Source organism: Arthrobacter sp. USHLN218 (assembly GCF_037144715.1).
Classification (GTDB): domain Bacteria; phylum Actinomycetota; class Actinomycetes; order Actinomycetales; family Micrococcaceae; genus Crystallibacter.
Genome location: NZ_JBBCYT010000028.1, coordinates 1 through 397 on the forward strand (window position 1 = coordinate 1; position 397 = coordinate 397).

1 protein-coding gene is annotated in these 397 nt (G+C 74.8%); it reads right to left on the bottom strand.

Annotated features, from left to right (window positions below; genetic code table 11):
- The coding region (locus WFH44_RS21370) for a hypothetical protein (RefSeq protein ID WP_336716659.1) at positions 1–397 on the bottom strand (397 nt) is incomplete at both ends.

A 397-nucleotide genomic window follows, 5' to 3' on the forward strand; every position in this document is an offset into this window, starting at 1 on the left:
CCAGGCTGCCGACGGCGAAGGCGGTGACGAGGACGGCGCCCTCGGCGGCCGAGCCGATGCGTTCGATCGAGAGCGCGACGGCGGCGATGGCCAGTCCGCCCTGGCCGAGCTGGGTGAGGGTGGAGGCGCCGGTCACCACGGCCAGGCGCCGGTTGCCGACGATCTGCTGCAGGCCGGCCTTCACGGATTGCCAGACGGAACCGCCGGGGGCGGTGTGGGACGGGCGCCGGATCACGACCGCGCTCACCGCGCCGAGGGCCGCCGCGGCCGAGAGCATCCAGAGCGCGGCCGGGGCCGGCACGAACAGCACCATGATGGCGACGAGGGCGGGCCCGCCGACGGCCGAGGAGTTGTAGGAGAGCGCGTCGTAGGCGAAGGCCCGCCGCTTGTCCGGAAT